The organism is Acidocella aluminiidurans (assembly GCF_055383125.1).
In genome coordinates this window covers 3,270,421-3,296,917 of the sequence record NZ_AP031589.1, presented here as the reverse complement: position 1 = coordinate 3,296,917, position 26,497 = coordinate 3,270,421, and the positions used below count along the sequence as shown (strand labels likewise).

At 62.9% G+C, this 26,497-nt stretch carries 23 protein-coding genes and 1 pseudogene; 15 read left to right on the top strand and 9 right to left on the bottom strand.

Features of this window, described 5'->3' with window-relative positions; translation table 11 throughout:
* Positions 1 to 111: 111 nt before the first annotated feature.
* Positions 112 to 387, bottom strand: coding sequence for a hypothetical protein (locus tag ACZ46S_RS16235; protein ID WP_464062585.1), 276 nt, complete (start codon positions 385 to 387; stop codon positions 112 to 114).
* A gap of 30 nt (positions 388 to 417) precedes the next feature.
* Here ACZ46S_RS16235 and tpiA point away from each other — a divergent pair, with 30 nt between their 5' ends.
* From tpiA to ACZ46S_RS16215, 4 genes are all read left to right on the top strand, one after another.
* Positions 418 to 1,149: a triose-phosphate isomerase gene (gene tpiA, locus ACZ46S_RS16230; RefSeq protein ID WP_464062584.1), complete on the top strand. Its 732-nt coding sequence runs from the start codon at positions 418 to 420 to the stop codon at positions 1,147 to 1,149.
* Positions 1,150 to 1,249: 100 nt separating this feature from the next.
* Positions 1,250 to 1,660 (top strand): preprotein translocase subunit SecG, encoded by a 411-nt coding sequence (gene secG, locus ACZ46S_RS16225; protein ID WP_464062583.1) that lies wholly within the window; start codon positions 1,250 to 1,252, stop codon positions 1,658 to 1,660.
* Between the two features lie 52 nt (positions 1,661 to 1,712).
* Positions 1,713 to 3,344: a CTP synthase gene (locus tag ACZ46S_RS16220; RefSeq protein ID WP_295737242.1), complete on the top strand. Its 1,632-nt coding sequence runs from the start codon at positions 1,713 to 1,715 to the stop codon at positions 3,342 to 3,344.
* Positions 3,345 to 3,749: 405 nt separating this feature from the next.
* Positions 3,750 to 4,698 (top strand): IS630 family transposase gene (locus tag ACZ46S_RS16215; RefSeq protein ID WP_464062582.1). Its coding sequence is split into 2 segments (ribosomal slippage): positions 3,750 to 4,091 and positions 4,093 to 4,698, totalling 948 coding nucleotides; the frame shifts between segments, so codons are not numbered across the junction.
* Between the two features lie 12 nt (positions 4,699 to 4,710).
* Here ACZ46S_RS16215 and ACZ46S_RS16210 read toward each other — a convergent pair.
* The gene (locus tag ACZ46S_RS16210; protein ID WP_464062581.1) at positions 4,711 to 6,009 is read right to left on the bottom strand and encodes an amidohydrolase family protein; all 1,299 of its coding nucleotides are present in this window, start codon (positions 6,007 to 6,009) and stop codon (positions 4,711 to 4,713) included.
* 89 nt (positions 6,010 to 6,098) lie between these two features.
* Between ACZ46S_RS16210 and ACZ46S_RS16205 the strand changes: the two genes are divergently transcribed.
* From ACZ46S_RS16205 to ACZ46S_RS16185, 5 genes are all read left to right on the top strand, one after another.
* A complete protein-coding gene (locus ACZ46S_RS16205; RefSeq protein ID WP_464062580.1) occupies positions 6,099 to 6,518 on the top strand; it encodes a hypothetical protein in 420 nt (139 codons plus the stop codon).
* Positions 6,515 to 7,546 (top strand): quinone-dependent dihydroorotate dehydrogenase, encoded by a 1,032-nt coding sequence (locus tag ACZ46S_RS16200; RefSeq protein ID WP_464062579.1) that lies wholly within the window; start codon positions 6,515 to 6,517, stop codon positions 7,544 to 7,546. Before ACZ46S_RS16205 ends, ACZ46S_RS16200 begins: the two co-directional genes overlap by 4 nt.
* Positions 7,543 to 8,370: a TIGR01459 family HAD-type hydrolase gene (locus ACZ46S_RS16195; protein ID WP_464062578.1), complete on the top strand. Its 828-nt coding sequence runs from the start codon at positions 7,543 to 7,545 to the stop codon at positions 8,368 to 8,370. The genes ACZ46S_RS16200 and ACZ46S_RS16195 overlap by 4 nt, the downstream gene beginning before the upstream one ends.
* A 20-nt stretch (positions 8,371 to 8,390) precedes the next feature.
* Positions 8,391 to 9,146, top strand: coding sequence for an SDR family oxidoreductase (locus tag ACZ46S_RS16190; RefSeq protein ID WP_464062577.1), 756 nt, complete (start codon positions 8,391 to 8,393; stop codon positions 9,144 to 9,146).
* Positions 9,147 to 9,225: 79 nt separating this feature from the next.
* Entirely contained in the window at positions 9,226 to 10,758 is a 1,533-nt protein-coding gene (locus ACZ46S_RS16185; RefSeq protein WP_464062576.1) for a YifB family Mg chelatase-like AAA ATPase, read from the top strand.
* Between the two features lie 40 nt (positions 10,759 to 10,798).
* Here ACZ46S_RS16185 and ACZ46S_RS16180 read toward each other — a convergent pair whose 3' ends face one another.
* The 3 genes and pseudogenes from ACZ46S_RS16180 to bioB form a co-directional block, all read right to left on the bottom strand.
* On the bottom strand, positions 10,799 to 13,771 hold the full coding sequence (locus ACZ46S_RS16180) for a glycosyltransferase (protein WP_464062575.1): 2,973 nt from the start codon (positions 13,769 to 13,771) through the stop codon (positions 10,799 to 10,801).
* A gap of 53 nt (positions 13,772 to 13,824) precedes the next feature.
* Positions 13,825 to 15,077, bottom strand: a pseudogene (locus ACZ46S_RS16175) (adenosylmethionine--8-amino-7-oxononanoate transaminase).
* 1 nt (position 15,078) lies between these two features.
* A complete protein-coding gene (gene bioB, locus ACZ46S_RS16170; RefSeq protein WP_295737520.1) occupies positions 15,079 to 16,050 on the bottom strand; it encodes a biotin synthase BioB in 972 nt (323 codons plus the stop codon).
* A gap of 94 nt (positions 16,051 to 16,144) precedes the next feature.
* Here bioB and bioD point away from each other — a divergent pair, with 94 nt between their 5' ends.
* Entirely contained in the window at positions 16,145 to 16,789 is a 645-nt protein-coding gene (gene bioD, locus ACZ46S_RS16165; RefSeq protein WP_464062574.1) for a dethiobiotin synthase, read from the top strand.
* A gap of 7 nt (positions 16,790 to 16,796) precedes the next feature.
* On the opposite strand, the gene ACZ46S_RS16160 is transcribed toward bioD, so the two are convergent.
* The 4 genes from ACZ46S_RS16160 to ACZ46S_RS16145 are packed head-to-tail and all read right to left on the bottom strand — an operon-like array spanning position 16,797 to position 20,909.
* Complete coding sequence (locus ACZ46S_RS16160) at positions 16,797 to 17,567, bottom strand: ABC transporter ATP-binding protein (protein ID WP_464062573.1); 771 nt, start codon at positions 17,565 to 17,567, stop codon at positions 16,797 to 16,799.
* Entirely contained in the window at positions 17,564 to 18,349 is a 786-nt protein-coding gene (locus tag ACZ46S_RS16155) for an MlaE family ABC transporter permease (protein ID WP_295737211.1), read from the bottom strand. The genes ACZ46S_RS16160 and ACZ46S_RS16155 overlap by 4 nt, the downstream gene beginning before the upstream one ends.
* Positions 18,346 to 19,416 (bottom strand): alanine racemase, encoded by a 1,071-nt coding sequence (alr, locus tag ACZ46S_RS16150; RefSeq protein ID WP_464062572.1) that lies wholly within the window; start codon positions 19,414 to 19,416, stop codon positions 18,346 to 18,348. Before alr ends, ACZ46S_RS16155 begins: the two co-directional genes overlap by 4 nt.
* Positions 19,413 to 20,909, bottom strand: a complete 1,497-nt coding sequence (locus tag ACZ46S_RS16145) for a replicative DNA helicase (RefSeq protein WP_295737206.1) — start codon at positions 20,907 to 20,909, stop codon at positions 19,413 to 19,415. The genes alr and ACZ46S_RS16145 overlap by 4 nt, the downstream gene beginning before the upstream one ends.
* Before the next feature lie 101 nt (positions 20,910 to 21,010).
* On the opposite strand from ACZ46S_RS16145, the gene ACZ46S_RS16140 reads away from it, so the two are divergent.
* From ACZ46S_RS16140 to ACZ46S_RS16120, 5 genes are all read left to right on the top strand, one after another.
* On the top strand, positions 21,011 to 23,569 hold the full coding sequence (locus ACZ46S_RS16140) for a bifunctional acetate--CoA ligase family protein/GNAT family N-acetyltransferase (protein ID WP_464062571.1): 2,559 nt from the start codon (positions 21,011 to 21,013) through the stop codon (positions 23,567 to 23,569).
* Between the two features lie 217 nt (positions 23,570 to 23,786).
* On the top strand, positions 23,787 to 24,260 hold the full coding sequence (rpsF, locus tag ACZ46S_RS16135) for a 30S ribosomal protein S6 (protein ID WP_295737200.1): 474 nt from the start codon (positions 23,787 to 23,789) through the stop codon (positions 24,258 to 24,260).
* Positions 24,260 to 24,535: a 30S ribosomal protein S18 gene (rpsR, locus tag ACZ46S_RS16130; RefSeq protein WP_008494494.1), complete on the top strand. Its 276-nt coding sequence runs from the start codon at positions 24,260 to 24,262 to the stop codon at positions 24,533 to 24,535. Before rpsF ends, rpsR begins: the two co-directional genes overlap by 1 nt.
* Before the next feature lie 16 nt (positions 24,536 to 24,551).
* Positions 24,552 to 25,112 (top strand): 50S ribosomal protein L9, encoded by a 561-nt coding sequence (gene rplI, locus ACZ46S_RS16125; RefSeq protein WP_464062570.1) that lies wholly within the window; start codon positions 24,552 to 24,554, stop codon positions 25,110 to 25,112.
* Positions 25,113 to 25,259: 147 nt separating this feature from the next.
* The gene (locus ACZ46S_RS16120; RefSeq protein WP_464064297.1) at positions 25,260 to 26,495 is read left to right on the top strand and encodes a class I SAM-dependent methyltransferase; all 1,236 of its coding nucleotides are present in this window, start codon (positions 25,260 to 25,262) and stop codon (positions 26,493 to 26,495) included.
* Positions 26,496 to 26,497 lie beyond the last annotated feature (2 nt).

The window sequence follows — 26,497 nt, the reverse complement described above, 5'->3', positions numbered from 1 at the left end:
TTCAACGGCGCCGGACAAAACGGTGGGAGGAGGCATGAGCCTCCCCCCAGCTCAGGCCACGCCACATGCCAGATACTGGCATGAAGCTGTCGGGCAACTTCAAATAGGGCCTCAGTACAAGCCGCGCAGAGACGCCGCATCCAACAGTGCGCTGGCTGGCGGGCGATGCGTCTTGGCAGGACGCTCACGCGGCAGAAATGCTGGCTTGCGGCCCTCCAGGGCCATCGCCCGGATCAGCAGCATCGAGATTGCGGCAAGCGCCAGAATGGCAAGAAAGAACAACATCGGGAACCCCTCCTCGATTGGAAACGGGCCCATTATGCTGCGCCGCACCATCGAATCAAAAGCGCATTTGCTGCATGGCAGCGCGCCCGAAGCATTCAGCATTATGCAATATTTATCACAACGGAGAGCAGGATGAGGCAGATTATTGCGGGCAATTGGAAGATGTTCGGCAAACGCGCCGATATCGAGCTATTCACGGCGTCCCTTCGCGCCGACGCCCCGGCGCATGTGGACATGCTGGTCTGCCCGCCCTTCACCCTGCTGGACCGCTTCGCCGGCGCCTTGGCTGACAGCAAGATTGCCCTGGGCGGCCAGGACTGCCACCCCGCGCCGGAAGGTGCGCATACCGGCGATATCTCGGCGGCAATGATCCGCGATGTCGGCGCCTCCCATGTTATTCTCGGCCATTCGGAACGGCGCACCAATCACGGCGAAACCAACGCCGTGGTGCGCGGGAAGGCCGAAGCGGCGATCGCGGCGGGGCTTACCCCGGTCATCTGCGTGGGCGAAACCGAGGCCGAGCGCGAGGCCGGCGAGGCTGAAGCGGTCGTTCGCAGCCAGCTGGCGCACAGCCTGCCAGGGCAATTCAGCGGCGTCGTCGCTTATGAGCCGGTCTGGGCCATCGGGACCGGCCGCACCCCGACGGAAGACGATGTCGCCTCCATGCATGCCGCCATTCGCAAGGCGCTGATCGAGCAATTCGGTGCCGCAGGCGCTGCTGTTGCGATCCTGTATGGCGGCTCCGTGAAGCCGGCAAACGCCGCCGCTCTGCTGGCATTGCCGGAGGTTGGCGGCGCCCTGGTTGGCGGCGCCAGCCTGAAAGCCGCCGACTTCCTCGCCATCGCGAAAGCCGCGCCGCTTTAGGTCCGGCTCTGCGCTTTTCGACCCGGGGTGGGCGGCTGCACGGTTGAATCCTGCGCCCGCCCGCACTAGAAGCGCGCCTGTCTGTTTTTGCGGGTTTGTGATGATCAAGGTTCTTCTCGTGCTGCATGTGTTCGTCACCGTGGCGTTGATCGGCGTTGTGCTGATCCAGCGCAGCGAAGGTGGCGGCCTTGGTCTTGGCGGCGGCCAGGGCATGGGTAGCTTCATGACCGGCCGCGGCACGGCAAATCTTCTCACCCGCACCACGGCCATCCTCGGCACGGCGTTCTTCGTGCTCTCGCTTGCGCTGGCCCTGCTGTATAAGGGCAGCGGAACGGCCAATAATGCGGCGATTTTAAACAGCCCGGCGCCTGCAGCCCCAACCGCGCCCGCGCCGAGCGCGCCGTCATTGCCCTCGTCGCTGCCACAAACCCCGGCCGACGCGCTGCCCGCTCCCGCCGCGCCGGCGGCCCCGGCCGCACCCGCGACCCCTGCGCCGAACAAAACCCAGTAATACGGCCCGCCCCTCTTCACCCCCCATTGCGACTCATGTAAGATTGGATTCCATGACGCGGTTCGTTTTCATCACCGGCGGCGTGGTTTCGTCCCTCGGTAAGGGCATTGCCTCGGCGGCCCTCGGTTCCCTGCTGCAAGCCAGGGGTTATTCTGTCCGGCTGCGCAAGCTGGACCCTTATCTCAATGTCGATCCCGGGACGATGAGCCCTTACCAGCATGGTGAGGTGTTCGTAACCGATGACGGCGCCGAGACCGATCTGGATCTCGGCCATTATGAGCGATTTACCGGCGTTCATGCCAACAAGGCCGACAACGCCACCACCGGCAAGATCTATTCCGGCGTGATCGCCAAGGAGCGCCGGGGCGATTATCTCGGTGCCACTGTTCAGGTCATTCCGCATATCACCGACGCAATCAAGGAAACCGTTCAAAATCAAACGGAAGGCCTTGATTTCGTGCTGGTCGAAATCGGTGGAACGGTGGGCGACATCGAGTCGCTGCCGTTTCTTGAAGCCATCCGCCAGCTTGGCAATGAGCTGACCAGCGAACGGGCGATGTTCGTGCATCTGACGCTGGTGCCCTACATCCCCTCCGCCGGCGAGCTGAAGACCAAGCCGACCCAGCATTCGGTCAAGGAGCTGCAGAATGTCGGCATCCAGCCGAACATGCTAATCTGCCGCTGCGACCGGCCAATCCCTGAAAATGAGCGGCGCAAGATCGCCAGCTTCTGCAATGTCAGGGCCGAGGCGGTGGTCCCGGCGCTGGATGTCGATACGATCTACACCGTTCCCATTTCCTACCATGAGGCCGGGATGGATCGGGAAGTGTTGCGCCATTTCGGCCTGCCTTTCGAAAGCGAGCCGGATCTGGCACGCTGGAAATCGATCGTCGATACCGTGCGCTTCCCCGAGGGGGAGGTGCGTATCGCGGTCGTCGGCAAATATACCAACCTGCTCGACAGCTATAAGTCCCTGGCCGAAGCCCTTGCCCATGGCGGCATCGCCAACAAGGTCAAAGTCAAGCTGGATTGGATGGATGCCGAGATCTTCGAGCAACCCGATGCGGTCGAGCAGTTGGAAGGCGTGCATGGCATTCTGGTTCCCGGCGGCTTCGGTGAGCGCGGGTCCCAGGGCAAGATCGAAGCCGTTCGCTTCGCGCGCGAGCACAAGGTTCCGTTCCTCGGCATCTGCTTTGGTATGCAGATGGCGGTGATCGAATGCGCCCGCAATCTGGCGGGCATGACAGCCGCGTCCTCGACCGAATTCGGCCCGTGCGAAATCCCCATCGTCGGGCTGATGACCGAGTGGGCGCGGGAAAACGAGATCGAACGCCGCCGCGCCGATGGCGATCTGGGCGGCACGATGCGGCTTGGCGCTTTCCCCGCCACCCTCACCCAGGGCTCGCTCGTGCGCCAAGTATATGGGGGAGCAGCTCATATCGAGGAGCGGCACCGCCATCGCTACGAGGTCAATATCCATTACCGCGAGCAGCTCGAAGCCAAGGGGCTGCGCTTCTCCGGCCTCTCACCAGACGGAATTTTGCCGGAAATCGTCGAATACCCGGATCATCCCTGGTTTATCGGCGTGCAGTACCATCCTGAGCTGAAGTCAAAGCCGTTCGACCCTCACCCGCTCTTCCAGGGCTTCATCGAGGCTGCGGTCAAGCAATCGCGGCTGGTTTAATCTTACAGAAGGCCAATTTCCGCCCGAAAGCTGGAATTGGCCTTCATTTTCTAGAGTCTTCAGCTTTTAGCTGAATGCTCTAGCTTTCGTTTTTGCGAGCAATTTCATGTGTTTAATTTGACGCTACCGCGTCAACCTAAACACATATCGCTCTAGCAAATAGGGCATCGACCAGCCGGAACGCCCTATGCTCGCCAATGTCGGGGCGTGAATAAAAGCGCCTCAACGCGTTTCTATGATAACCGATCCAATATTCCTTCAGGTAAAAAGCCTCCATCTTGGGACGCAAGCTTAGCTCAGCTTTTACGAGTCTAGAGTCCTCTGTGAATAGCTTGAATCCTATCTCTTTACCGACGCGGGGCTGATGTGATTCACGATTAGGACTGGTTGAGGAGGCCAGCGCTGATGCCCCGAGCTTATTCTTCTGATCTTCGTGAACGCGTGATTTCGGTTGTGGAGAGTGGCGAAGAGACTTGCCGGTCCGCGGCGCGGCGTTTTGGCGTGAGCGCATCGTCTGCCATCAAATGGGTTCAGCGCCTGCTTCGGGTTGGTGACCGACGCAGCGCTGGCACTGGTGGCCACCGGCCCTCAAAGGTGAAGCCCGAGCGTGCCTGGCTTTTGGCGGTCATTGAGGAGCAGGCCGACATCACGCTGGCGGCGTTGAGCGTGCGCCTGTGGGAAGAGCGTGGCGTGCGCGCCGACACCGGCATGTTGTCGCGGTTCTTCCGCGCTGAGGGCATCAGCTTTAAAAAAAACCGTGCTGCCCGCCGAGCAGGACCGGCCTGACATCGCCTTCAAGCGGGCGCGCTGGCGGCGGTATCAGGGAAAAATTGACGCGTCTCGCCTGGTGTTTATCGACGAGACCTGGGCCAAAACCAACATGACCCGCACCCATGGGCGCTGCCGGCGTGGGCAAAAGCTGCACGCCAAGGTGCCGCACGGGCATTGGAAAACCTTGACCTTCATCGCCGCCCTGCGGGCCGACAAGGTTACCGCGCCCTGTGTACTCGATGGCCCCATCAACAGCCGCAGCTTCACTGCCTATGTCGAGCAATTTCTGGTGCCGACGCTGCGCCCCGGCGATGTCGTCATCCTCGACAATCTCGGCAGCCACAAGGCCAAGACAGCGCGCGATGCCATAAGAAAAGCCGGCGCCAAACTCTTCTTCCTGCCGCCCTACAGCCCAGACCTCAATCCCATCGAGCAGGTCTTCGCAAAGCTCAAAACCCTACTCAGAAAAGCCGCCGAGAGAACCGTAGAAGCCACATGGCGGCGCATCGGCTCACTACTCGATCACTTCCCGCCAGAAGAATGCACAAATTACCTCAAACACGCAGGATATGCGTCAACCTAATCACGGAAAATTCTAGGTTGAGCGGAGTTGATTGAGATTTTGACGGGTGAACTCCACATTCTGCCTGTCAGATCCAAACCAAACCTGACTTTCCCGAGGGGCCGATTGCGCCAGGAGTTTGCCGCGCCGGAACACGTAAAGCCGCTCGGCCCGCAGCCGGATCGCTTCCATTTCATCTTCAGCCTGCAAAACCACCAAATCACCCCAGCACCCGGGGTCCACCCCATACCCGTCCAGCTTCAGGATATTCGCTGGCGTGCTGGTGACAGCCTTAAAGCAGGCATCGATTTCTTGCAGTGACGTTAACTGGCCGACATGCAGGCCCATCGCGGCCACCTCCAGCATGTCATGACTGCCGAGCGAGTACCAAGGATCCATCACGCAATCATGGCCGAAGGCCACCGGCACGTCTGCCGCCAGCAATTCTTTCACCCGCGTCATCCCACGTCTCTTCGGGTAGCTGTCGTGACGTCCCTGTAAAGTTATATTTATCAAAGGATTGGCAATCGCCGACAGGCCTGATTCGGCAATCAAAGGGATCAATTTCGACACATAGTAATTATCCATCGAATGCATGGAGGTCAGATGTGAGCCCGCAACCCTGCCCGCCATACCGTAACGCAATGTCTCCGCGGCCAAGGTTTCGACATGCCGTGACAGTGGATCATCGCTTTCGTCGCAATGCATGTCCACCATGAGACCCGCATCGGCGGCGATCCTCATCAAAGCCTGGACCGAAAGACGCCCATCCTCCTGCGTGCGCTCAAAATGCGGGATGCCGCCGACCACCTCGACCCCCATCCTCAAAGCTTTACGCAGATTGGCCTCAGCACCGCGCGACCGGAAAAAGCCGTCCTGTGGAAATGCCACCAGTTGGATATCGATCCATGCGGCCAAATCCTTCTTCAATTGCACCAGCGCCTCGACCGCCAAAAGCCGTTCGTCGCACACATCGACATGCGAGCGAATCGCCAGCGTGCCTCGCGCGGCCGACCAAAGGCAGAGTTTTCTGGCCCGCTCGTAAATCGCCTCTTGCGTCAGATGCGGCTTCAGCTCGCCCCAAAGCGCGATCCCTTCAAGCAAAGTGCCGGAGGCATTCATCCGCGGCAGCCCCAGAGACAGGGTGGAATCAAGATGAATGTGCGAATCAACGAAAGGTGGCGTCACCAACCGCCCTGTCACATCGATGTCCTGCGCAGATTTGCCCTGCACCCCAATCTCGACCGCCACGATCCGCCCATCGGCAATCGCGATATCCAAATTTTTCCGCCCCCCGGGCAGATTCGCGTTTCGTAGAACCAGATCGAACATCAGCCACGCCTCACTATGCCGGTATGCCCTGAGCAAACATCGCCTTAACACTTGTTGCCGCGCAAGCATGCCCCGACTAGATAAGAGACATGCGCCGCGCCCCTGCCCTGTTATCCGCTCTGGTTCTGGCTTCATGCGCCCCCCCGGGCCGTCAGACCTTCTCTCCGACCCCGGCGGGGCCGGATACACAAACGGTCGCAGCCGCGGATGCGTTTCACAACCGCATCCCGCTGGTCTCGGTTCTGCCGGACACCCAGGACTTCCAGGCACCTCTACGCAACGCCGTCAGCCAGGCCCTGGCAATCAAGCCGGATGCCGCTTTCCAGGTCATCGCTGAGGCACCGGCTACAGGCAACCCGGATACAGACGCCAAAACTCTCGCCGGCCTTACCCCCGAGGCGCAGGCTATCGCCAAAGCGATCATCGCCGACGGTGTCGCAGCATCGCGCGTTTCAACCGGCGCCAAGACCGCGGGGCTGGATCAGGTCATTCTCGTCTACGTCAAATGATCTTCGCCCCTGCTCTATTGATGCCGCTCCTGCGGCAACTGGATCCGGAACGCGCGCATAACCTATCTCTCAAGGCATTGCGATGGGGGCTGGTGGGTACCGACAACACACCGGACGATCCCTGCCTTTCCACGCAGGCCTTCGGCCGGACACTCTCGAACCCGATCGGCCTTGCCGCCGGGTTCGATAAGAACGCCTATGCGGTGACGGCATTGGGGCGGTTGGGCTTCGGGTTTGTGGAGGCCGGCACCGTTACTCCTCGCCCCCAGCCCGGGAACCCGCAGCCCCGGCTGTTTCGCCTGGCCGAGGACAACGCCGTCATCAATCGGATGGGCTTCAATAATCAGGGGCTGCAAGCCTATCTCGAAAACCTGAAACAGGCGGACAAGACCCGCCTTGTCCTCGGCGCGAATGTCGGGATCAACAAGGACGGCGCGGATCCGGAGCGTGACTACCCGGCGCTGGTCAAGGCGGTTGCGCTGCATGCCGACTACATCACGATCAACATCTCCTCCCCCAACACGCCCGGCCTGCGCGACCTGCAATCCGAAGAGCGGCTCGCCGGTATCCTGGCCGGCATCGACAGCCCGAAGCCGGTCTATGTCAAAATCGCGCCGGATCTGTCGGAGGATGGGCTGGAAGCCGTCATTGGTGTTGCCCTCCAACATAAAGTGAGCGGCCTGATCATCTCCAACACGACCATTGCGCGTCCGGACACGCTGAAAAGCCCACTGCGGCGCGAGGCTGGCGGGTTGTCAGGCGCGCCGCTGTTCAGTGCCTCCACCGCGATGCTCGCCCGCGCCTATCGCCTTGCCGGACGGCAGCTCAATTTCATCGGCGCGGGCGGGGTGTTCACCGCGGAGGACGCGCTGGCTAAACTCCTGGCCGGCGCCTCCCTGGTGCAGATCTATACCGGCTTCGCCTATCAAGGGCCGGCCATGCTGCCAAAACTCAAACAGCGGCTTGCGACCTTGCTGAAAGATCGCGGCTTCAACACCGTGTCCGACGCCGTGGGAGCAGGATTATGACCGGGATTGGCCAGCTTTGCGCTGATTATGACGGGTTTATCGTCGATCTCTGGGGCGTTGTGCATGACGGCTTCGCCCCTTATCCGGGCGTTCTCGATTGCCTGACGCGCCTCAAGGCGGCGGGTAAACGCGTGGTCTTCCTGTCCAACGCCCCCCGCCGGGCGGCGGGGATTGCCAAATTTCTCGCCAGCATGGGCGTCACACCGGCGTTGCATGACGGCGTCATGTCCAGCGGCGAAGCCGTCTATCTGGGTTTGAAGACCCGCACGGACGAGTTCGCTACCCTGGGCAAACGTCTCTACCATCTCGGCCCGCCACGCGACCGGGACGTGTTCGACACGCTCGATTACGAGGAGGCCGCCTCCCCCGAGGTCGCTGATTTTGTCTTGAATACCGGACCGGACGACGAGCTGGGGCCGCACAACCCCGATCTCTACCGGCCGGCACTGGCGGCCTGCCTGAAGGCCGGGTTGCCGATGATCTGCGCCAACCCGGACCTCGAAGTGATGAAGGGCAAGGATCGCATCATCTGCGCCGGTTATCTGGCCCAGCTGTACGAGGCGGAGGGCGGCCGCGTCATTCAACGCGGCAAGCCGGATGCGGCAATTTACAAGCCGACACTCGCCTTGCTCGGTACGACACAGCAGCGCACCCTGGCCATCGGCGATTCGTTGCGCACCGACATTTCCGGCGCGAAAGCCGCCGGAATCGACAGCTGCTGGGTTCTTTCCGGCATCCACGCCGTGCATCACGAGCAGGCGCCTGCGGAAGCGGCAGCCTCGAACCTCTCTCCCACCGCCATCCTGCCAGGATTTTCCTGGTAGGCCTCCGAAAGGACAGACACATGAAGACGATCCTGATCACCGGCGCGACAGCAGGCTTCGGCGCCACCTTCGCACGGCGTTTCGTCAAGGACGGGCATCGGGTGATCGCCACCGGGCGGCGCGTCGAACGGCTGGAAGCGCTGAAGGCGGAGCTGGGCGAACATGTTCATATCGCGGCTCTGGATGTGACCGATACGAAAGCGGTCGCCGCCTTCGTCGCCGCACTGCCGGAGGCGTGGCGCAAGATTGATGTGCTGGTGAACAATGCCGGTCTTGCCCTGGGGCTGGCTTCCGCCTGGGAGGCCAAGCTCGATGATTGGGACACGATGGTCGCAACCAACATCACCGGCGTCCTGCACATGACGCACGCCATCCTGCCGCAGATGGTCGAGCGCAATGACGGGCTGATCCTCAATATCGGCTCGATTGCGGGCTCCTACCCGTATCCGGGCGGAAATGTGTATGGCGCCTCCAAGGCCTTCGTGAAGCAATTCTCCCTCAATCTGCGCGCGGATCTGGTGGGACGGAATGTCCGCGTTACCGATATCGAACCCGGGCAGGTCGGCGGCTCCGAATTCTCCCAGGTCCGGTTCGGCGGGGATCAGCAACGCGCCGCCAAGGTTTATGAGGACACTGAGTCCCTCACCCCGGACGATATCGCCGAAACCGCCAGCTGGCTGATCAGCCTGCCCGCGCACATGAATATCAACCGGATCGAAATGATGCCGACCTGCCAGGCTTCCGGACCTTTGACGGTGAAGCGTCAGCCCACCTAAAACACAACGATTTCGAAACAACTATAGACAATCACAGATTGCATTCATAACCTGTCCTGAACTCCAGGGTGGACAGGTTATGAGCATCGCGAGGGTCAACAGCTTCGCCTTTTCCGGCATCGACGCCCAGCGCGTCGAGGTTCAGGTTCAAATCGCCAGCGGCCTGCCTGCTTTTCTCATGGTTGGCTTGCCGGACAAAGCCGTGGGCGAGGCGCGTGAGCGCGTCCGCGCGGCCTTGACGTCGATGGGCCTGGCGCTGCCGCCCAAGCGGATTCTCGTAAACCTTGCCCCAGCCGATATGCTGAAGGAAGGGAGCCATTTCGACCTTCCGGTCGCGCTGGCGGTTCTCGCGGCGATGGATATCCTTCCCGCCGAAGAACTCTATGCTTTCGCCGCGCTGGGCGAATTGTCGCTCGATGGCCGCCTTAATCCCGCGGCCGGCATTCTGCCCGCGGCAATCGCCGCACAGGGGCAGGATTGGGGGCTGATCTGCCCGGCCTCCCAAGGCGCGGAAGCCGGTTGGGCGGGCGACATGACCATTCTCGCCGCCCCGGACCTGCTGAGTTTGATCAATCATTTTCGTGGCACCCAGCTGCTCGCCCCGCCGCCGCCTGGCACGCTGGGTGCTGGCGCGCCGCGCCTGGATCTCGCCGATGTCAAAGGCATGGAGGTCGCCCGGCGCACGCTGGAAGTCGCCGCGGCAGGCGGACATAATCTGCTAATGATCGGCCCGCCCGGTTCGGGCAAATCCATGCTGGCTGCAAGGCTGCCCGGGCTACTCCCGGATCTTACCCCGCGCCAGGCGCTCGAAGTCAGCATGATCCATTCCGTCTCTGGCATGCTGACCAACGGCCAGCTCGTCACTCGCCCCCCATTTCGCGATCCGCATTTTTCAGCCAGTCCGGCGGCAATTGCCGGCGGCGGCCTGCGGGCGCGCCCGGGCGAGATCTCGCTCGCCCATCGCGGCGTGCTTTTCCTCGATGAAATGCCGGAATTTCCCCGGGCGACTCTGGAAGCCCTGCGCGCCCCCATGGAAACCGGCCAGACCACCGTCAGCCGTGCCGCGGCGCATATTACCTACCCTGCACGGTTTCAGCTTATCGGCGCAATGAATCCCTGCCGCTGCGGCTATCTGGGCGATGGCGGGCGTGAATGCGGCCGCGCGCCACGCTGCGGGGAAGACTATCAAAACAAACTTTCCGGCCCGCTGCTGGACCGGATCGACATAACCATTGGCGTGATGCCGCTCAGCCCGCGGGAGATGAGCTGGATTCCTTCAGGAGAAAGCAGTGCGATCGTGGCCCAGCGCGTCGCCGACGCCCGAGCCCGGGCAATCCAGCGCTATGGCGAGGACGGCCCCGGCTCAAACGCCGAAGCCGGTCCGGATCTGATGCCAACGACCATCGAGGCCCGCGAATTTCTGGAACGGGCGGCGGAAAAATTGCAGCTCTCCGTGCGCGGCCAGATTAGGGCGCTGCGCGTCGGGCGCACCATCGCCGATCTTGCCGGTGCGCAGGAAACCCAGCGTTTTCATATCGCTGAAGCGCTGACCTACCGGCATAAATTGCCGCAACAAGCCACCCTTGAGCGCCTTAGGGCCGCAGGTCTTTAGCGTAACGCGTGGCGCGTTAACACTGACGAGCGCCCCGAGCTTAAAGCGCCAAAATCTGCTGAACCCGCGTCTGGAACGCGGCAACGCCATTCTCCCGGCGCAACCGCTTCAAAGCGTTCGCACGCAGCCTGGTCCACAAAGCTTCATCGGAGTCGAGACGCAGGATTGCCCCGGCGAAGGCTTCGGCGTCGAGCGTTGGCACAGCCAGCACCTCCTCGCCATCCCGCCAGCCAAGCTGCTCGGCCAGAAGCGTCGTCACGATGCAAGGCACCCCGTGCGCCGCAGCCTCGTAAACTTTGTAGGGGGTACCAGCGGCAAAGCGCGTCGGCGCCACGAAAATCCGTGCGGCTTCATAAAGCGGCCTGGTCTGCGCCACCTCGCCAAGCGCCCTCACCCCCTCGCTCGTTTTCAATCCGGCGGGTTCAATGCCCGGCGCGCAATATCCCGCGACAGTGAGCAGCGGCGGCGAGGCGGAGGCTTGCGCCAAAACCGGAAAAATCTCTTGGGTATAATAATTTAACGAATCCGCATTGGGCGCGTCCGCTTCATGAACCGCACCGATGAAAAGCAACCCGCTACGCGCGGCGAATCCGGGTTTTGCCGGCGTCGCCTCGCGACAGGTTCCTAATATCTCAACGCTCTGGCCGCGCACGCGCTGCAAGAGCTGCGCCTCAGCCTGATTGACCGCAATGATACGCGCCAAATCAGGAAAGCCAGCGAACTCCGCCTGGAGCGCTGTGTCGAGATCGAAGCCTGTTCGGGTCATCGCGGCTTTCGTCGCGGCGCGGCAACTGGCGAGCGCCTCTGTGTCCAGAATTACCGGCACCTCATTGCCGGCTTCGATGAGCAGCGAGCGCAGCCGGCGCAGATTATGCGTTCGCGCGACCCAGATGCGCTGATAAACCCCTCGCCGCTCGCTTAAAAACGCCTTGATGTCGCTGAACGCCCGGTCATAAAGCACTTCCGCCCGGGCCGGCATGTCGCCCAGCAAGCTCATCACATCATAGGGTGCGCCGTTCATCGGAAAGACGTGAACATCGTAACCGGCACGGTCTATCGCGTGGACAATGTCGTTCGAGCGCACGAACCCTGAGCCGAGACGCCGCAGGGGGACCGTATCTTCTATGAAAAGCAGCTTGGGCCGCCCGCCCCTCTCGCGCGCCCGCGTCGGGGTCTGCCTGCCGGGCGATGGCTGCGCTTGCAGAAACGCCTTATGTCGCTCACGAAAAATGCGCCGTCCGCGCCGCATGAGCGCCATGGATGCTTCCGGTGTCACCGCGCTTCCAAACTCCAGATGCTCGACGCTGACTGCGGGATCGTAAACAATCCTGTATCCGGCCTGCAGCATGCGCACGCATAAATCCGCATCTTCATAATAGGCCGGCATGAAGGTTTCGTCGAAGCCGGCCAGCGCCTTCACCAGCGCCGTGCGGCAAAGCAGAAAAACGGCGGAGCCATAATCGACATCCCGTAGGAAATTGGCTCCCGGCGCGAGCGGGGATTCGCCGCGCAAATAGCCGGTTGTGGTTCCGTCATCCCAGATGATCGAACCCGCCTCCTGCAGGCAACCATGGGTTCGGACGATCTTGCCGCACACCGCACCGATATCCGCCGCGGCGCTGAGCCGCGCCATGGCAGACGCGACGGCGCCGAATCCCAGCGCAACGTCGTTATTCAGATAAAGCAGGCACGGTGCCGCAACATGCGCCAAGGCCTGATTGCACGCCTTCAGGAACCCGACATTCTGCGGGTTTCTGAGCAGCGTCATCCCCCGCACATATTGCTCGATCCTGAGCGTATCATCCTCTGAGGCATTATCGACCAGAATCAGTTGGATCTTCCCCCCAAAATTCTGCCGCAGCGACGCCAGGCTTCGCATGGTCAGCTCAAAGCGCCCATACGCGACCATGATCACCGCGACCTCCGGCGCGCTGGCAAAAGAGAAATCCAGCCCTTGCCGGGCAAACAAAGCAAGATCGGCGCGGGCCTTGCGAATGAACCCCTCGCGGGCGGGATACTCTTCCAACCCGGGACGTTTGACCGGCGGGCTGTAGGCCAGCCCCTCCGCTAACCCGGTGCGCCTGAAATGTGCGAAGGCATCGCGAAATAATCCGGCGTTCAACGCATCGCGCACGCTCCTGTGCATATCGCGATAATAGGCGAGGTCGATCTCGGCCGATGGCTGCCGCAACTCGTAGCATCCGTGCTGGACGAATTGCTGATAGGCGTTGCGGTACAGCCCCGCCGCGATGGCCGCATCGATATCCGGATAGCGCTGGCGATAGAAACGCTCGGAGAATTGCGGGACAGGATCGAACATCTCCGGCGTATCGTTGGTGAGATAGTGATGCAGGGCGGCAAGATAGTCGCCACGCAGAATCGCCTGCTTCGCCGCGGGATGCTGCTCAACATACCATGCCGGGTCGAAATAGATCGACGGCGCCAGCTCGTCACGGCCAGAGCCCAGACAGGCCAGGAAATGAACATAGGGGCCCGGCCCGTCGATTTCCTCAATTGTGCAGGAAGCTGCCAGAGCCTGGTCGCGGTAATAGGGCGCATCGAACAGATAATGCCCCACCCGCGCTTCGCGCTGCCCAGAGCGCAGATAATGATCATAGCGCCCGAAACAGCCGTGAAGTTCGAGATTCTCCAGGCTCATATCGTCGTAAAGTTCGGCATAGAGCGCGTCGTCGAACAGCCAATGCGGGGAAACGCCGCGCCAGCCATGCTGGCAGTAATGATCAAACCCGGATGCGTATTGGCCAGATCGCACCAGCGCCGCCACGTCCGGGTTGCTGGCGAGGTAATAGGCTTCATCGAATAATGGTGACGGGCTGTGCCCCAGCCTGGCTCCGACCTGAAGATAATATTCCAGCGCCGCCGCTTCAGGGGCATCCACGCATAATGCCCGCGCATCGGGATAATGATGCAGATACCAGCCACGATCGAACATCGCCCAGGCCGGCCTGAGCTTGGCATCGGTACGCAAAAGGAGGTGAGCGGCTTGCGGCATTTACGCTCATAGGTTGCACCACGCCACCTTGTTGGCAAGACGCAACAAAAAACTCAGCCGCCGGAGAGCACCTTGAACATCGCTTTGGTCAGGCATGAGAGCTCATCCGGCGAGATTGTGAACGCCGGAGTGAGATAAACAATATCCCGGAACGGTCTGATCCAGACGCCCTGCGCCATCAGCTTCTGGCGCAACCCGGCGGGATCCTTGATCGCGTCCAACTGCACGACGCCGATGGCCCCCATCACCCTGACATCCTTCACCCCGGGCAGCGCCCGGCAGGGCTCCAACTCGCGCGCAAGCTGTGCGGAAATCGCCGCCACCTGCCGCAGCCGCGGCTCGGTTTCAAACAGGTCCAACGAGGCATTGGCGGCAGCACAACCCAGCGCATGCGCCATATAAGTCGGGCCATGCATCAAGGCGGTCATCGGGCTGTCGGAGAGGAAGGTCTCGAACAGCCGGTCGGTCGCGATGGTCGCGGCCAGCGGGCTGGTCCCCCGGTCAGCGCCTTGGACAAGGTGACGATATCCGGCGCCACCCCCGCCTGCTCGAAGGCAAACATGCTTCCGGTACGCCCAAAGCCGGTGAAAATCTCATCGAAAATCAACGTCAGATCATAATGATCCGCCGCCGCGCGGAGCCTGCCCAGCACAGCTGGCTCGTGAAACACCATGCCCCCGGCGCCTTGCACCAGCGGCTCGACGATGATCGCGGCAAGGCTCTCATGCTCGCGCGCCAGCAGCGCCTCAAAGGCGGCGATGCTGGCGGCGTCACGCGGCAACGGCACCACCGGGTTATCCGGCAACAGCCCGGCAAAGAGGCTGTGCATCCCTTCCTCAGGATCGCAGACCGCCATCGTGCCGATGGTATCGCCATGATACCCGCCGGCGAATGCCAACACCTTGGTCCGCCCCCGCAACCCGCGATTTAACCGGGACTGCACCGCGATCTTGATCGCGACTTCGACGGCGACTGAGCCGGAATCGGTGAAAAAGACCCGGTTCAGGTCACCCGGCATCAGTGCCGCGAGACGTGTGGAAAGCTTATACGCCGCTTCATGCGCGAGCCCGCCGAACATCACATGCGGCATTACCTCCAGCTGCCGGGCCACGGCCTGGCTCAGATGCGGGTGGTTATAGCCGTGGCAGGCCGTCCACCAGCTCGCGATGCCATCGATGAGTTCGCGCCCATCCTCAAGGATGATCCGCGCCCCTTCGGTACGGCCCACAGCCATCGGCAACGGCGCTGTCTGCATCTGCGCGTAAGGCAGCCAGACATGCCGCCAGCCGGTCTCCAACCAAGACATGTTACTGCGCCGGCTGCAGACCCAGCTTGGCGAACAGCGCCTCATCGCGCGGTACCGTCGCGTTCTTGGTGGTCAGCAGCTTCTCGCCATGAAAGATCGAGTTCGCGCCCGCCATGAAGCACAGCGCCTGCGCCTCATCGGTCATCGCCTCGCGCCCGGCGGAGAGACGGACATAGCTCTTCGGCATGGTGATCCGCGCCACCGCGACGACCCGCACGAAATCGATCGGGTCGATCCGCTCCGCCTTCGCCAGCGGCGTACCCTCGACCGCGACCAACGCGTTGATGGGCACGGATTCCGGTGGGGTCGGCAGGCTGGCCAGAGTGGCGATCAGCCCGGCGCGGTCACTTTCATCCTCGCCCATGCCGACGATGCCGCCACAGCAGACATTGATGCCCGCGTCACGCACCGCATCCAGCGTATCCAGCCGGTCCTGGTAGGTACGGGTGGTGATCACCTTGCCGTAATATTCGGGCGAGGTATCGAGGTTGTGATTGTAATAATCCAGCCCGGCCGCCTTCAGCTTCCGGCTCTGGAACGGGTCCAGCATGCCCAGCGTCACGCAGGTTTCCATGCCCAGCGCCTTCACGCCTTCGATCATCTCGCACACCGTGTCGAGATCATGATCCTTCGGGCTGCGCCAGGCGGCCCCCATGCAGAAGCGGCCAGCGCCCTTCTCCTTCGCGGCACGCGCCTCTTCCAGCACCTTCTCAATCGCCATCAGCTTCGAGGCCTTGGTCCCGGTCTCGTATTCGGCGGCCTGCGGGCAATAGCCGCAATCCTCCGGGCAGCCGCCGGTCTTGATCGAGAGCAGGGTCGAAATCTGCACACGGGTCGGGTCGAAATGCGCGCGGTGAACGCTCATCGCCTGAAACAGCAGCTCCGGAAACGGCAGATCCAACAAGGCCTGCACCTCGGCGCGGGTCCAACGGGCACGGATTTCGATATGGCTTTCAGGCACGGCGCAGAACACTCCAGACGCGGCAATATCCTCCAGACTAACCTCAAGCAAACTCTGAGGAAAGACCCGGTGGCCCATTCCGGCTATTCGGGTTAGTGCAAGCGGCATGAAAGGCTATTTCGTCACCGCCACCGGCACCGATACCGGCAAAACCTTCTGCACGGCCGGGCTTTTGCGCGCCAACCCGGCCCTGCGGGCCATCAAACCGCTTTTATCCGGGTTCGAGGACAGCCACGCCGCCGAATCCGATTCTGGCCATCTGCTTGCCGCGATGGGCCGGCGCATCGATGCCACGCAGATCGCCGCCATCACCCCCTGGCGCTTCAAGGCGCCGCTTTCGCCTGACATGGCGGCGGCGCGCGAAGGCCAGAGCATCTCTTATGAGAGCTTGCTCGCCTTCTGCCGCGCCGAGCTGGCGCACGGGACCACGCTGATCGAGGGGGCCGGCGGCGCCGCGGTTCCTTTAACCGAGACCCGGATGACAGCGGATTGGATCAAGGATCTGCACCTTCCCGTACTGCTGGTCACCGGCAGCTATCTGGGTAGCATCAGCCATTGCATCACCACGGCGGAGTTTCTGTTGCGCCGGGACATTCCCATCCGGGCCATTCTCTTGAATGAGAGTCCAGTGGCCCCGGTGCCCACCGCCGAAACCGCAGCCGCGATCTCCCGCTACCTGCCCTGCGACATCGTCACCATCCCCCGGCACGCGCAAACGGGAGATTTCGCGCCCCTGGCTTTAAGCCTTTAACGCGTGGCTATTTTCTGAGCGCCATCTTGATCGGCCCGTGCGCGCGTCCGTGGGTGAATTGCTCCACCACCGGGTCGGTCGTGGTCAGCAATTCCGGCGCCGGGCCGGTCCAGCTGATCCGCCCCTCATAAAGCATCGCCGCCTTGTCGCCGATGCGCTGGGCGGAGGCCATGTCATGGGTGATGGCAATCGAGGTACTGCCCAGCTTTTTAACGCAATCGACGATCAATTCGTCGATGACGGCACCCATGATCGGGTCCAGCCCCGTCGTCGGCTCGTCGAAGAACATGATCGCCGGCCGCGCGGCGATCGCCCGCGCCAGACCGACGCGTTTTTGCATGCCGCCGGACAGTTCCGCGGGCGACAAGCCCGCCACATCCGCCCCCAGCCCGACCTGGGCCAAAACCTCGATGGCCTGATCCTTGGCCTTCGCCCGGCTCACCTTGCGCTGCGCCAGCGGGCCGAAGGCGACATTTTCCCAGACCGACAAAGAGTCGAACAAGGCACCGTTCTGGAACAGCATGCCGATCTGCTGACGCAAGGCCCGCGCCTGCGCGGCGGGAGCCTTCAACACATCCACCCCGTCGATCTCGATCACCCCGGCATCAGGGGTGACCAGCCCCAGAATCGATTTCAGCAATACCGACTTGCCGGTGCCGGACCCGCCGATCACCACCAGCCCAGTGCCGGCGGCGATATCGAGATCCACCCCATCCAACACCTTCTTGGCCCCGAAATGCTTCTTCAGCCCCCGGATACGGATTTTGATCTCGCTCATTTGACGAACAACACCTGTGTCAGCACGTAATCGAGCGCCAGAATCAGAATGGATGCAGACACCACAGCCGAGGTCGTCGCCGCGCCGACGCCCTGCGCGCCGCCGCGCGAACGGTAACCATTAAAGCAGCCCATCAGCGCGATCACGAACCCGAACACCGCCGCCTTGATCAGGCCGGAAACGACATCCTGGCTCTGCAAATTGGAAAATGTGCTGGTGAGATATCCGCCGGAGGAGAACCCCAATTTCTGCGTTGCCACCAGAAACCCGCCCATCACCCCCAGAATATCGGCCAGCATCACCAGCAGCGGCAAGGCGATGGTCGCGGCCAGCAGGCGTGGCGCCACCAGATATTTCATCGGATCGGTGGATAAGGTGGAGAGCGCGTCAATCTGGTCCGTCACCCGCATCGTGCCCAGCTCGGCGGCGATCGCCGCACCGGCGCGCCCGGAGACCATCAGCCCGGCCAAAACCGGCCCCAACTCACGCGTCACGGAGAGCACCACCACCGACGCAATGGCGCTTTCCGCGCCGAAGCGGGAAAAGCCGGTATAGGATTGCAGCGCCAGCACCATGCCGGTGAACAAGGCGGTGAGCGCCACCACCGGCAGCGAGAAAAATCCGATTTCCATAAAGGCGCGGGCCAGCTGGCGCGGATAAAAAGGTGGCCGGACCATATGCGACACGCCGCGCAGCGCGAAGATCGCCAGCTCGCCGATATATTCCACGACCCCAAGCACGAGCGCGCCGAGCCAGGCCACCGCATCCAACAGGATCGTCATGCGTCGATATATCGCCGCTCATAGCGGCGCCCCAAAGAGGTCAGTATTTCATAGCCGATGGTCTGCGCTTCACGTCCAAGCGCATCCGGGCCATGGGCCGGATCGAGGAGGGTGAGCAGATCGCCCGGCTTGGCCGGTACGTCGGTCACGTCGAAGGTGGATAGATCCATCGATACCCGGCCTACCAGGGGAACCGGGGTATCGTCAAAAACCGCACTGCCGCGATTTGAAAGGCTGCGATGCAGACCATCCGCATAGCCCACGCCGATGGTGGCGATCCGGCTGGGGCGCTGCGCGGTCCAGGCACCGCCATAGCCAACGGAGGTGCCGGGCTGAATGTCATGGATCTGCAGGATCGGCGCCCGCAACCTGACCGCCGGCCGCATCGACTGGGCTTGCGCGGGGCTGGTGTTGAGCCCGTACAGGGCAGCACCTGGACGGATCAGATCCAGATGAAACGCCTCGCCCAGGAAACTGCCCGGCGAATTCGCGATGCTGCGTTTCGCCCCCGGAAATTGCCCCGCCAGCGCCAGAAACCGCGCCAGCTGCGCGCCATTGCGTGGATCATCCGGCGTCTCGGCGGCAATGAGATGGGTCATCACCGTATCAACCACGACACCCTCCAGCCGCTCGGGTTGCGCCTGCAATATCGCCAATTCCTGCACCGAGAGCGCCAGCCGGTTCATCCCGGTCTCCAGATGCAGAAAGGCCGGCAATTTGCGCTCCAGCCGATTGGCCGCCGCGCGCCATTGCTCGACATCATGCAGCGAGCCCAAAACCGGGATCAACTTGTGCGCGATGAAGGCCGCCGCGCTATGCGGCGCCACCCCGTTCAACGCCAAAATCCGCGCATCGGGCAGAATCTCGCGCAGCGCCACCGCTTCCGCCAGGTGCGCGGTGAAAAAGGTCGTGCAGCCCGCCGCCGCCAGGGCCGACGCCACCCGCGCCGCCCCCAGCCCATAGGCGTCGGCCTTCACCACGGAAGCGGCCTCACCCTTGGTCATCCCCGCCAGCAGCCGCCAGTTAGCGACAACAGCCCCGAGATCGATGTCGAGAAAGGCCGTCACATCATCTCATCATTATGATGCGTATCGAGATTTTCGAACCTGGTGAACTCACCCTCGAACAGCAGATCGATCTTGCCGGTGGGGCCGTGACGCTGCTTGGCGACGATCAGCTCCGCCTTCTGGTAGACGGATTGCATATCCGCCTTCCATTTTTCATGCGCCTCCTGATATTTCGCCTCGTTCTCGAAGGTGGTGATCTTCGGCTCGCGCTGCGCCAGGTAATATTCATCCCGGTAGATGAACATCACCATGTCCGCGTCCTGCTCGATGGAGCCGGATTCGCGCAGATCCGAGAGCTGCGGGCGCTTATCGTCACGGCTCTCCACCGAACGCGAGAGCTGGGAAAGAGCAATCACCGGCACCGCCAACTCCTTGGCGATGGCTTTCAATCCCTGGGTGATCTGGCTGATTTCCAGCACGCGGCTTTCCGGCTTGGTGCCCAAGGCCGGGCGCATCAGCTGCAAATAATCCACGATCACCAGCCCCAGCCCCTGGGTGCGCTGCAAGCGCCGGCAGCGCGTGCGCAAGGCGGAGAGGGTGATCGCCGGGGTGTCATCGATCACCAGCGGCACGTCCGCGATCTCTCGGCTGACGCGCACGAATGTGTCGAAATCCTTGGTCGAAATCTCACCACGCCGGATCTTGTCGCCCGAAACCCGCGCCTGCTCGGCCAGCAGACGGGTGGCCAGCTGGTCCGCGCTCATTTCCAGCGAAAAGATCGCCACGCATTGATTGGCCATGGCATTCGGGTTCTCGGCGCGGGCATTATTCAGCATCGCCTTGGCGGCCCCGAAGGCAATCTTGGTCACCAAGGCGGTTTTGCCCATACCCGGGCGCCCGGCGAGAATCACCAGGTCCGACTTATGCAAACCACCGGTGCGCTTGTTCAGATCCCGCAGGCCGGTATCCAGGCCGGAGACCGAGCCTTGATTGCGAAACGCCTTTTCCGCCAACTCAATCGCGGCGACCAGCGCATCGTGAAAGGAGATTCCCTTGCCTTCGGCGCCGCCCTTGGTGGCGAGGTTGAACAAGGCCTGCTCGGAGCGCTCGATCTGCGCCTTGCCATCCAGCTCGGCTTCGGAGGCGAAGGCATCATTCACCATGACCTCGCCGATATCGATCAGCTGCCGGCGCAGCCAGGCATCATGGATCAACCGCCCGTAATCGCCGGCATTGATGATGCCGACCATGGCGGAGAGCAGCTGCGCCAGATAGGCGGTGCCGCCCACCTCCTCCAGCACGCCGGAATGCTCCAATTCGGCGCGCAAAGTGATCGGGTCCGCCACCTGATTTTGCTCGCACCGCCGCGCGATGGCCTGAAATATCCGGCCATGGATCGGATCGGCGAAATGCTCGGGCGCCAGGAAGTCCGAAACCCGCTCGAACGCCTTGTTATTCGCCAACAACGCGCCCAGCAGCGCTTGCTCGGCCTCGATATTGCTGGGCGGGAGACGCGGGGGCAGGCCAGGGGCGGGAGGGTCGTAAGAGTCCATGCTTGCGTCTCATACCCCAGGTCGCTTCCCGCCCGCCAGGGCAAGCGACATGGATACAGCCTCGCCCCCGGTGTATAGCGGGGACAAGCAGGAGGCGCATTATGACCACGGCGGCGAAGCGGCATTTCGATCCGGCACGCCTGTTTCACCCGGCATCCATCTGCCTTAGCGGCAGCCTGACCAGGCTCGGCGCAAAAGTGCTGGAAAATTTGCGCGCCGGCGGCTTTACCGGCCCCATCGGCACCGCCGAGCACGATCCTGTGGCGAATGCCGATCTGGCCCTGGTCGCGGACGACGCGCCACACATCCCGGCCGCCCTGGCCGCGCATGCGGCGCGCGGGGCGCGAGGCGCCATTGTCCTGTCTTATATGCAAGGCCCCGGCCTGCGCGAGATGGCGCTGGAGGCGGGCATCCGCACGCTCGGGCCGCATAGTTTCGGCATGGTGCTGCCTGGGTTGGGGCTAAATGCCAGCCCCTTGCCGTTTGTGCCGGGCAAAGGCCGGGTGGCGCTGGTCGGCCAGTCCTCCGCCATCGCCCGCACGGTCATCGACTGGGCGGTGCCGAACAAGGTTGGGTTCAGCCATCTGATCGGCATTGGCGGCAATGATGCGACAATCGGCTTCGGGCTGGTGCTCGACCATCTCGGCCGCGACCCCGGCACGGCGGCGATCATGGTCGAGATCGACCGGCTGCGCGACCCGCGCGCCTTTTTCTCCGCCGCGCGCATGGCAGCACGGCTGCGCCCGGTGGTCGCCATTGCCCCTGGTTTGCGGCTGAAGGACCCGAGCGGTGGCGCCTATGCCGGGATGGAAGCGGCACTGGCGCGCGCCGGCGTGCTGCTCACCGCATCGGTCAGCGAATTTCTGGCCGCGGCCGAGACGCTGACCCGGGTGAAGCCCGCCCGCGGCGAAACCCTGGCCATCGTCACCAATTCGGTTTCTCTCGGGCGCTTGGCGGCGGACGAGGCGCTGCGCGCCGGGCTGAAACTCGCCACACTCTCCCCGGAATCCGCGCAAATCCTCAGCCTCGCCGCCGACCGGGTGCCGCCCGCCACCGGGCCGATTTTCGCCGGCAAGACAAGCCCGACCGCGATGGCCGACATCGCCGCCCTGCTCTCCTCGGCGCCTGAGATTGGCGGCATTCTGGTCATCCACGCCCCCTCCGGCGAGGATGACGACGCTGTGATCGCGGCCCTGACCGCCTGCGCGAAGACCGTGAAGATCCCGTTGCTGATCGCCGTCATGGGCGAGGCCACCGGGCTTGGCCACCGGCATACGCTGAGCCAGGCCCGGCTGGCTTGTTTCGACAGTCCGGAGGCCGCCATTGCCGGCTTCCGGCATCTGCTGGAAAACCGCCGCAACCGCGCCCAGGCGCGCGAACTTCCCGCCGCCGCGGTGCTGCAGGTGCAGCCCAACAGCGCCAGCGTGATGGGACGCATCGAAGCCGCCCGGGCCGAGCGGCGCGACCAGCTGGTGCAGGACGAAGCGCTGGCGATCATCGGCGCCTATCATATCCCGACACTGGAGAGCCGCCACGTCAACACCCCAGGCGAAGCCGCAGCCGCCGCGGCGACGCTGGGCTTCCCGGCGGTGCTGAAACTCGCCCATCCGGATGTGCCGACCCACCTGCTGGCCGGCTCCGTGGTGCTTAACCTGCCCGACCCCGACGCCGTCCTCGCCGCCGCCCGCGCGATTTTGAGCCAGTTGCAGAGCCTGAAGGCGGATATCGGCAAGGCCGGCTTCGTCGTGCAGGCGCAGGCGCCGCACGGCACCATGCTGCGGATCCGAGTCAGTGAAGACCCGATGCTGGGCCCCGTGATCAGCTTTGGCGAAGGCGGCGGCGACCCTGAGACCATCTCTCATCTCAGCGCCGGCCTGCCGCCGCTCAACCTCACTTTGGCGCATGCGATGATCCACCGCGCCCCGATCGCCCGCCAGCTGGTGGCGCATCGCGGCCAGGCGGCGGCGGACGAAGAGGCCATCGCCGCGACCTTGGTCCGGGTCTCGCAGCTGATCATCGATACGCCCGAAATCCAGGCTCTCGATATCGACCCTCTCTTCGCCTCACCGCGCGGCGCGGTGGCGGCCAGCGCCCGCATCTGGCTGCGCCCTGAAGGCGCCGCCCGCCCGGCTCTGGTCATCCCGCCTTACCCGAGTGAGCTGATCCGCCATTACACCGCCCGCGGCCAGAATTTCGTCCTGCGCCCGATCCGCCCCGAGGATGCCGACGCCCATGCCGCGATGATCGCGCGCTTCTCCTCGGAAGATATGCGCTACCGGTTCTTCTCGCCGATGAAGCAATTGCCGATCGAGCAGATCGTGCGCCTCGCCGATGTCGATTATTCCCGCGAGATGGCGATGATCGCCGTCCATGAGGCCACGGGCGACACGGTCGGCGTCGCCCGGCTGGTCTGCAACGACACGGACGGCACCTCGGCCGAATTCGCGGTCGCCATCGATCCCGGCGCCAAGACCTTCGGTCTCGGCACGGCGCTGATGAAAAGCGTCATCGAATGGGGCCGCGCCCAGGGGGTGAAAGAGATTTCCGGCCAGATTCTGGCGGATAACGCACCGATGCTGGCCTTCATCAAACGGCTCGGCTTCAGCCTGGCGCGGATGCCCGAGGAGCCGGACATCATGGAAGCCACCCTCGCTCTCTGACCCCGCCGGCTGACCCCGCCAGCGGTGATGGCCTGCCATGCCTTGGAAATCCTGGTTTTTGGCGCGGATTTCCAACAATTCCTCTTGAACTCCCCGCCCCGTCATGCTTAAGCCGCGCCTTCCCTGCCGGGTGCGTGGCATCGTGCCCGGCTATGCTCACCCCAATTCCGGGCGGCCCTGATCAGGGCCAGAGCTGATCAAGCCAGAGGGGGGACATATGCCGTTATATGAAACCGTGGTGATCGCGCGCAGCGAGATCACCCAGGCGCAGGCCGACGCTGTCGCCGACGCCGCGATCCAGACCATCGAAACCGACGGTGGCGCCATCCAGAAGCGCGAATATTGGGGCCTGCGCCCGCTCGCGTACCGCATCAAGAAGAACCGTAAGGGCCACTACATCCTGCTCGGTCTCGATGCTCCCTCCGCCGCCGTGCAGGAGATGGAGCGCCAGCTGACCCTGAATGAAGACGTGCTGCGCTTCATGACGGTGCGCGTCGAAGAGATCAACGAGGAACCCTCCGCGATTCTCTCCCGCAAATCCGAAGAGCGTGACCGCAATTTCCGTGGTCCGAAGCCGGCTGGCCGCTTTGAATCCGGCCGCAAGCGTGGCTTCGATGAGCGTGAGGAATTCCGCGCCCGCGACGAATTCCGCGCCGACCGTGACGAGTATTCCGCTGAGGAGGACGTCTAATGTCCGAGACCAACGAACCGACCACCGGCCTGCGCCGCCCCGCCGTTGGCGCCCGCCGCCCGTTCTTCCGCCGGAAGAAATCCTGCCCGTTCTCCGGCCCCAACGCGCCGGCGATCGATTACAAGGATGTGCGTCTGCTGTCCCGCTTCCTCTCGGAGCGCGGCAAGATCGTCCCGTCCCGCATCACCGCCGTCTCCGGCAAGAAGCAGCGTGAGCTGGCGAAAGCCATCAAGCGCGCCCGCTTCCTGGCGCTGCTGCCGTATGTGCTGAGCTGAGGAAGGATAGAGACCAATGGCAAACATTGAACTGATCCTGCTCCAGCGCGTCGAGAAGCTGGGCCAGATGGGCGAGCTGGTGAAGGTGAAGCCGGGCTACGCCCGCAACTTCCTGCTGCCGCAGGCGAAGGCCGTGCGCGCCACCAAGGCGAACAAGGAGCGCTTCGAGAAAGAGCGCGCTCACCTCGAAGCGCAGAATCTGAAGCGCCGCGAGGAAGCCGAGCGCGTCGCCGAGCGCGTCGATGGCCTGACCGTGACCCTGATCCGCCAGGCCTCCGAGGCCGGCGCGCTCTACGGTTCCGTCTCCAGCCGCGACATCGCCGAAGCCGCCACCGCGGCCGGCCTTGGCATCGAGCGCAATCAGGTCCTGCTGGTGCACCCGATCAAGAATCTGGGCATTTCCACCGTGCGCGTCGAGCTGCACCCGGAAGTCCATATCGAGATCAAGGTGAACGCCGCCCGCTCCGTCGAAGAGGCGGAGAAGCAGGCGCGTGGCGAGACCATCGCCCGCGAGGAAGACGAGCAGCCGGATCTCGGCCCGCTCTTCGGCCAGGAAGAGGAAGAGCCGGCGGCCTAATCCGCCCCGCACTCACACCAGATTCCAGTCATTCAAAAGAGGCCCCTGCAAAAAATGTAGGGGCCTTTTTTCTTGAACATCTTCTTTTAACGGTGGTTAATAACCAGTTACGTTCAGTCTTGAGACAAGGAGACTGACGTGATCTGGCTGTACCGAAAGCTTTTGGATCGCTGCCTAGTCAAACTGGTGCGGCGCGGTTCCCTCCTGGTATTGTGGCCCGACGGGTCACGGACCGAGTATGGGGGGAGCGAAGGGTTCAAGGCCGGTATACGGCTCAAGGACAACGAAGCCGTTAAGGGATTGGCCCTAAATCCAGGCCTCGCCGTCGGCGAAGCCTATATGAACGAAACCTTGATCCCGCTGAACTGTTCCATCCACGACGTGTTGTGCGTGATGATGGATAATCTCCAGGACACCAACCTTCCCATCCTGAAAATCGCCCAAACATTCGGGCGGCTGCTGCGTCCCATCCTGCAGGCGAACAACGCCATCCGCTCCAAGAGCAATGTCGCTCATCATTATGACCTGAACGGGCGCCTCTATTCCCTCTTTCTCGACCGCGACCGGCAATATAGCTGCGCCTATTTCACCTCGGACGAGGTGACACTGGAAGAGGCTCAGCTGGCCAAGAAGCGTCACATCGCCGCCAAGCTGAAGCTGGACCGGCCTGACCTCGAAGTACTTGATATCGGCTGCGGCTGGGGCGGAATGGCGCTCACGTTGGCGAGGGAGTTCGGCGCCAAGGTCACCGGCATCACCCTCTCCGAGGAGCAGCTGGCGGCCGCCCGTGCCCGCGCCAAGCAGGAAGGGCTGGAGGATCGCGTCAAATTCGAGCTGATCGATTATCGCGCCATGGACCGGCAATTCGACCGCATCGTCTCGGTCGGCATGTTCGAGCATGTCGGCGCGCCAAATTACGAAACCTTCTTCAAGACCGTGAAATCCTGCCTGAAGCCGGATGGCGTGGCGCTGATCCACTCCATCGGCCGCTTCGACGGGCCTGGTGCCACCAACCCCTGGATCGCCAAATATATCTTCCCCGGCGGTTACTCCCCCGCCCTCTCCGAGGTTTTGGGTCCGGTGGAGAAAGCGGGGCTGCGCACCACGGATATCGAAATCCTGCGCCTGCATTATGCCAAGACCCTGGCGCATTGGCGCCGGCGCTTCGCCGCCAACCGGGATACGATCGCCTCGCTTTATGATGAGCGCTTCTGCCGGATGTTTGAATTCTACCTCTCCGGCTCCGAGCTGACCTTCCGCCTCTCCGACCATATGAACTTCCAGATCCAGCTGGTGCGCCAGCAGGAAGCCCTGAAGCTCACCCGCGATTATATGTACGACACCGAACGCCGCGCCGCACAGCTTGCCTCCGCCGCGGAATGACG